Below are 6,086 nucleotides of genomic sequence, written 5' to 3'. Positions count from 1 at the left end.
CAGTTCCCCCCGGACTCACCCTGCCGCTGCGCCTGCTGCGCGCGCTCCTCGGGCGACGGGCCGAAGGTGTCGTCCAGCGCCTGGTTCCACTGCTCGTCGGAGATACCCAACGCGTCGTTGAGCACCTCCGACCGCTGCCCGCCCTGACCCTCGGTCAGAACGGTGCGGCCGGTGTCCTTCCAGGTCTGCTCGATGTCCTGACCGGCCTTGTCGAACGACTCCGCACTCCAGTCCGGATCCAGGGCGTCCGGCGTGAACACATCGCCCCAGTCCTGCCGGGCGATCTCCTCCTCGCTGGCGTGCGGGTTACCGCCGAACAGGGCGTTGACGCCCACCTTCAGCGAGCCCGCCACGTACTGGTCGTGCTCCCACTGGGTGCCCGCCGCCAGACCGAGCAGATTCGCGATCGCACTGGCATCGCTCACCAACGCGCGCACCCCCCACTCCCAGCGCTCACAGAAGTCCTCGAAATCGACCGAGAGACCGTGATGCCCGGCCTCCATCCCGGTCATCGCCAGCTCCGAAAAGCCCTTGCCCATCACCGAACCGGTGGCACCACCGAGTTCACCGAGCTGGTCGATGGTCGCACCCACGCCCTGCGTGAACTTCGCGACGGCCGCCTTGCCCAGCCGCAGATCCTGCCCGTCACCGCCCATGACCATCCCCCTCTCCCGCCCGGCCGGCGTCGACCGCGACCGCGTCCGGAACGATGCCGGCGGCCGGCGGGAAGAACATCGACCCATCCTCCGTGGCGATGTCCACGGCCAGCCCGGCAGGCTCGCCCAAAGCCGGAACGACCTCGTCGACGACGCGCGCACCCAGCAACGCCGCATACTCCATGGGCTGATCACTGGAACCGTGGTGCAGCGCGAACCGGGCCAGCGCGGCCTCGTCGGTGAACCCGCAGACCCACCGCACCCCGCCCGAACGCACCGACCACAGACCCCCGTCAGCCACCGGCACCAGAAGGACCGAACGCCGCATCTCACCGACCAGCGCCCGAGGATCCCCAACACCCGCTCTCCGCTCCGCGATCCGCTCGGCGAGCGCCGTCCTTGCCTGCCCCACGGCCCCTCCTCCGTCGTAGGTGACTGATGGCACCGTAGATCAAGACGCGCGCAAAGGTGCGGGTGGTTCTCGGGGAGGCTTCCCCGAGCCATTACGGGACAGAACCGATCACTGGACAGCCCCGCAGGACGTTCGGTCCGGCGGGGAGACGGGTGCGTCCCGCGGCGATCTCCGCGCGCAGGAAGTCACCCGTCTCGGCGATCCGCCCGGCGACGGGTTCCAGGGCCTCCGCCCAGCCCGGTTCGACGATTTCATACAAGGGTTGTGGTGCGCCGGGCGTCACCTGCTGCCGTACGGGCAGCGGCGATCAACCGGTGGCCAAGGCCGTACGGCCGCCCCCCCCCGTTGACGGTCCGGCTCATCCGATCACCGCGGCACGCACACACAGCACGTCGGGCAGATGCGCGGCCAACTGCCGCCAGCTGTCGCCGTCGTCGGCCGAGGCGAACAACTCGCCGTTGCGGTTGCCGAAGTACACGCCCGCCGGGTCCGCGTCGTCCGTACAGAGCGCGTCGCGCAGGACCGTGCCGTAGTGGGCCTCCTGCGGCAGGCCCGCCGCGAGCGGCTCCCAGCTCTTGCCCGCGTCCGCCGTCCGGAAGACCCGGCAGCGGTGGTCGGCGGGCACCCGGTCCGCGTCGGCGTTGATGGGGAAGACGTACGCCGTGTCGCCGCGGCGGGGGTGGGTGGCGGCGGCGAAGCCGAAGGTGGAGGGCAGGCCCTCGCCGATGTCCGTCCAGTGCGCGCCGGCGTCGTCGCTGCGGTACACACCCCAGTGGTTCTGCAGGTAGAGGCGGTCCGGGTTGGCCGCGTCCCGTGCGACCTTGTGCACGCACTGGCCGAACTCGGGGTTCGGATCCGGCAGGAACACCGCGGAGACACCGGAGTTGGACGGCGCCCAGCTCGCGCCGCCGTCGGTGGTGCGGAACACGCCGGCCGTCGACACGGCCACCGTCACCGCCCGCGCGTCGCGCGTGTCGGTGAGCACGGTGTGCAGGCCCTCACCGCCGCCGCCCGGCACCCACTGCGCGCGCGTGGGGTGCTCCCACAGCGGGCGGACCAGCTCGAAGCTCTCCCCGCGGTCCTCGGAGCGGTACAGCGCGGCCGGTTCCGTGCCCGCGTACACCACGTCCGGCTCTGCGGCCGCCGGGTGCAGCTGCCACACCCGCTCCAGCGAAGCCCCCGTGTCCTGGGGGAACTTGACGGCCGGCCGGGCCGGTTCGGTCCAGGTCCGGCCGAGGTCGTCGGAGTGGAACACCGACGGGCCCCAGTGGGCGCTGTCGCCGCCGGCGAGGAGCCGCGGGCGGTCGCCGCGGGTGTCGATGGCGACCGAGTAGATCGCCTGTGCGTTGAAGTAGGGGGATTCGTCGAATTCCCATGCGCCTGTGCGCCTGCGCCCGATGAACAGTCCTTTGCGCGTGCCCACGGCGAGCAGTACCTCTGTCATTCCGGTCACCTCCGCGACGTCCTTGTCCCAGACACCGGCCAGTCTGCACCCCGCCACTGACAGTCACCCCCGGAATCGGCATCGGCCCAGGTCACAGCGGCGACGGCGGTGCGTGACCGCATGGTGTCGGCCACGTTCGGCGGGACGCCTGCGCCCCCTGCGGGGCCCGTGGGACCGTCGGGACGGAGGAGTCGCCCTGAGCATCCGGCCCGCCTGCCGCGTATGGGAGGGCGGCCGGGATGTTCACGCGCTCATGAGGAGGAAGCCTTCGATGGCGTTCCGTGGTCCGAAGGTGTGGCTGTGGCGCTGGCGGCGCAACCCGCTCAAGCGTCGCGCCGACGCGGTGGAGGCCTGGGTGGTGCTCGGTGCCTGGGCGCTGACCGTCCTCGCAGGAGTCCTGGTCGGCTGGGCCGCGGCCCGGTCCGTCGAGGACGGGCTCGCCCGGGAACGCGTCGAGTGGCGCCCCATCGCCGGGCGGCTGACCGAACGGGCCCCTGGCAAGGCCTCCGCGCAGGTCAGCGCCTCCAGCGGCGACCAGGTGTGGGCGAAGGTCGGCTGGACCGCTCCCGACGGCTCCGCCCACACCGGCCAGGTCCGCGTCGCTCCCGGCAGTGCCGCCGGCACCCGGGTCACCATCTGGACGGACCGCCAGGGCCGCCTGGTCACCGAGCCGACCACCGCCGCCCAGGCCCGCGTACGCGCCTCCCTGGTCGGCGGCCTGGCGGGCGTGGCCGCGGCAGCCGTGCCCTTCGCGGGCGGCCGCGTGCTGCGCGGACGCCTGGAGCACCGACGCGTGGAACAGTGGGACGTGGAGTGGGCACGCTTCGACGCGTTGTGGGGGAGGCCCGCAGGCTGATGCCCGGGCGAGGCAGACTGCCCTCGGGGTACTCCCACCAAGGCCGTTCCGCGGATCGGTGGCTGCGCGGGAGGCCGGCCCGCCCCCGGCAGACCGGGAACGACGCATGCCCCCGCGCGAGCCTGTTCGAGCGCGGCGGAGTCAGCGCCTCACGGCGCCGCCGCCGGCGGTCCCTCCGCCGAAGTACGAGCCGCGGATCCCGGGCCCGCCCCGCCTGTAGGCAGGTCCCACCATGTGGTGCGTTGAGCTCTCCTTGCCAGGGGCGCGCAGGCGCGGTGGGGGGCTTGAGGGGCGCGAGGCACCGGGTGGGGCCCTGGCATGGTTCCGCCGGACGGCACAGCTAGCCCCCCGTCACGACCTGCCGGCACCTCCGCAGCAGTTCCTCGTCCTTCGGGATGTCGTGGCTGCCGTGCCCACCGGGCCGGGCAGTGTGGCGGCGGGATGTGGTGAGCTCTGTCTGTGCCAGGTCGCGCAGAGACGCGGCGGCGGGGCCGAGGGCCGCGAGGTCGAGGCGGGTGTGTGGGTCGTTCGCCCATGCGGTCCGGATCACCGGGGCCGCCCCGGCCTCCACCTCCCCGGTGACCCGGCACACGGCAACCGCCGCCGACGTCCGCTCCACCCGCGACGCGTCCTCGACCATGCGGCGCAGCGCGGGCAGCGCGGGCAGCGCCGGGTGCGCGGCGGGGCCGAGCCGGGCGAGTCGCCGGGCGGCGAGGGCCTGGTGCCGAGGGCCTGGTGCCGAGGGCTCCCGTGGTTCAACTCCCGCAGCAGAACCGGCAGGACCAGGGATGTGTCGCCCTCGACGGCCCACAGGGCCTCCGCCGCAGCGAGCGCGTGCTCGCCCTCCAGCAGGTCGCGCAGGACCGGCACGGCGTCACGCGCGGGAGACCCGATCGCCGCCAGCGCCCCGAGCGCCGCCGCAGTGGGGCCGGGTCCGGACGGGCCGCCGTCCAGCAGCCGGAGGACGTGGGGCACGGCGGCCGCGTCGCGCAGGTCCCCGAGTGAGGATCAGTCCCCCTCGGGCAGTGCCCGGCCCAGGATCCCGTCGAGGTCCGCGCCGTCCGGGAGCGTGCCGAAGGCGTACCCCCAGTCACCGCCCAGCCGGGTCGCGCAGAAGGCGTCGGCGACCGCCGGCGGGGCGTACCGCACCAGGAGGGAGGCCTGGAGGGTGAGGGCCATCTGCTCCACCAGACGGCGGGCCCCGGCCTGCGTCGCCTCGCCGAGCCGCGACCTGAGCCGGCCGACCGCCGCGTCCAGCCGGGCGTCCGCCCCCTGGGCGAGGGCGAGTTCGCCGAAGAGGGCGTCCGCGGTGGCGGGCTCGCGGGTCAAGGCCCGCAGCACGTCGAGGGCGTTGACGTTGCCCGAGCCCTCCCAGATGGACAGCAGGGGAGCTTCGCGGTAGTGCCGGGGCATGCCGGAGTCCTCCACGTAGCCGTTGCCGCCCAGGCATTCCAGGGCCTCCGCGGTGAAGGCCGGACCCCGCTTCGTCACCCAGTACTTGCCGACGGCCGTGGCGATCCGCCGGAAGCCCTGCTCACCCGCGTCCCCGCGCACCGCCCGGTCCGCTGCCCTGGCCAGCCGCAGCGTGAGCGTCGTGGCGGCCTCCGACTCCAGCGCCAGGTCCGCCAGGACGTTGCGCATCAGCGGCTGGTCCAGCAGCCGCGCCCCGAAGGCCGTGCGGTGCCGCACGTGATGGCCGGCCTCGACGAGCGTCTTGCGCATCAGCGCCGCCGACATCATCACGCAGTCCAGCCGGGTGCAGTTGACCATCTCGATGATGGTCTTCACACCCTGCCCCTCGGGCCCGACCAGCCAGGCCACCGTCCCGTCGAACTCCGGCTCGGAGGAGGCGTTGGAGCGGTTCCCCAGCTTGTCCTTCAGCCGCTGGATGCGGAACGTGTTGCGAGTGCCGTCGGGCAGGACGCGCGGCACGAGGAAGCACGACAGGCCGCCGGGAGCCTGGGCCAGTACCAGGAAGACGTCGCACATCGGTGCCGAGGTGAACCACTTGTGCCCGCGCAGGGTGTACACGCCGTCCTCCGCCGTGGGCGTGGCCGTCGTGGTGTTCGTCCGGACGTCCGAGCCGCCCTGCTTCTCGGTCATCCCCATGCCGGCGAGCAGCCCGCGCTTGTCCGTCGGCACGCGCAGCCCGGGCTCGTACTCCCGGCTCGTCAGCAGGGGTTCGTAGACCTTCGCGAGGTCCGGCTGCCGGCGCAGCGCGGGGACGGCGGCGTACGTCATCGACGTCGGACAGCCATGTCCGGCCTCCGTGTGCCCCCAGACCAGCCCGCCCGCCGTCCTGGCGACATGAGCCCCGGGACGGTCGTCCGCCCAGGGCGCCCCGGCCAGCCCTTCCGCCACGGCGACCCGCATCAGTTCGTGCCAGCCGGGATGGAAGTCGACCTCGTCGACGCGATGCCCGTACCGGTCGTGTGTGCGCAGCTCGGGCTCGTGCCGGTTGGCCAGCTCGGCCCACTCCTGCGGCTCGGGACCACCGGCCAGCAGCCCGAGCCGGCGGACGTCCTCCTCCGCCCACCCGGCGCCCTCCCGGCGCAGCCCCTCCAGCAGGGCGGTGTCGTCGGAGGCGTCGTACGGGGCCAGGGGAGGGGGCTGATTGGTGACGTCGTGCGTGGTGTGCACCGGGACGGGCGACTGCGCGAGGATCGAGGCCATACCGGCCATGTTGCATGATCCCTACAGTCGCAGCAATACTGCAAC

General features: G+C 73.4%; 7 protein-coding genes and 1 pseudogene. 2 read left to right on the top strand and 6 right to left on the bottom strand.

Annotated elements, in window-relative coordinates; translation table 11 throughout:
- The 4 genes and pseudogenes from IE263_RS45395 to IE263_RS45380 form a co-directional block, all read right to left on the bottom strand.
- Positions 1 to 656 (bottom strand): hypothetical protein (locus tag IE263_RS45395; protein WP_189944010.1); only part of this gene is annotated, 656 nt, incomplete at its 3' end.
- Positions 646 to 1,068, bottom strand: a complete 423-nt coding sequence (locus IE263_RS45390) for a hypothetical protein (protein ID WP_189944009.1) — start codon at positions 1,066 to 1,068, stop codon at positions 646 to 648. The genes IE263_RS45390 and IE263_RS45395, both read right to left, overlap by 11 nt.
- 121 nt (positions 1,069 to 1,189) lie before the next feature.
- Positions 1,190 to 1,327, bottom strand: a pseudogene (locus IE263_RS45385) (uracil-DNA glycosylase); the annotation flags it as partial.
- Between the two features lie 99 nt (positions 1,328 to 1,426).
- Complete coding sequence (locus IE263_RS45380; protein WP_189944008.1) at positions 1,427 to 2,512, bottom strand: WD40/YVTN/BNR-like repeat-containing protein; 1,086 nt, start codon at positions 2,510 to 2,512, stop codon at positions 1,427 to 1,429.
- Between the two features lie 271 nt (positions 2,513 to 2,783).
- Between IE263_RS45380 and IE263_RS45375 the strand changes: the two genes are divergently transcribed.
- Entirely contained in the window at positions 2,784 to 3,368 is a 585-nt protein-coding gene (locus tag IE263_RS45375; RefSeq protein WP_189944007.1) for an Rv1733c family protein, read from the top strand.
- A 340-nt stretch (positions 3,369 to 3,708) separates the two neighbouring features.
- Here the strand turns inward: IE263_RS45375 and IE263_RS45370 are convergent, their stop codons facing one another.
- Positions 3,709 to 4,008 carry a hypothetical protein gene (locus tag IE263_RS45370; RefSeq protein WP_189944006.1) on the bottom strand — a complete coding sequence of 100 codons (300 nt, stop codon included), beginning with the start codon at positions 4,006 to 4,008 and terminating at the stop codon, positions 3,709 to 3,711.
- 110 nt (positions 4,009 to 4,118) lie between these two features.
- Between IE263_RS45370 and IE263_RS45365 the strand changes: the two genes are divergently transcribed.
- Positions 4,119 to 4,373: a hypothetical protein gene (locus IE263_RS45365; RefSeq protein ID WP_189944005.1), complete on the top strand. Its 255-nt coding sequence runs from the start codon at positions 4,119 to 4,121 to the stop codon at positions 4,371 to 4,373.
- A 3-nt stretch (positions 4,374 to 4,376) separates the two neighbouring features.
- On the opposite strand, the gene IE263_RS45360 is transcribed toward IE263_RS45365, so the two are convergent.
- Entirely contained in the window at positions 4,377 to 6,041 is a 1,665-nt protein-coding gene (locus tag IE263_RS45360; RefSeq protein WP_189944004.1) for an acyl-CoA dehydrogenase family protein, read from the bottom strand.
- Positions 6,042 to 6,086: the final 45 nt, after the last annotated feature.

The sequence above is a fragment of the Streptomyces aurantiogriseus genome (assembly GCF_014649375.1).
Taxonomy (GTDB): domain Bacteria; phylum Actinomycetota; class Actinomycetes; order Streptomycetales; family Streptomycetaceae; genus Streptomyces; species Streptomyces aurantiogriseus.
This window is presented reverse-complemented; position numbering and strand designations above follow the sequence as displayed.

Coding starts and splice junctions, on each gene's coding strand:
- IE263_RS45380 (WP_189944008.1), bottom strand. CDS start 2,512: ATGACAGAGGTACTGCTCGCCGTGGGCACGCGCAAAGGACTGTTCATC.
- IE263_RS45375 (WP_189944007.1), top strand. CDS start 2,784: ATGGCGTTCCGTGGTCCGAAGGTGTGGCTGTGGCGCTGGCGGCGCAAC.
- IE263_RS45370 (WP_189944006.1), bottom strand. CDS start 4,008: ATGGTCGAGGACGCGTCGCGGGTGGAGCGGACGTCGGCGGCGGTTGCC.
- IE263_RS45360 (WP_189944004.1), bottom strand. CDS start 6,041: ATGGCCTCGATCCTCGCGCAGTCGCCCGTCCCGGTGCACACCACGCAC.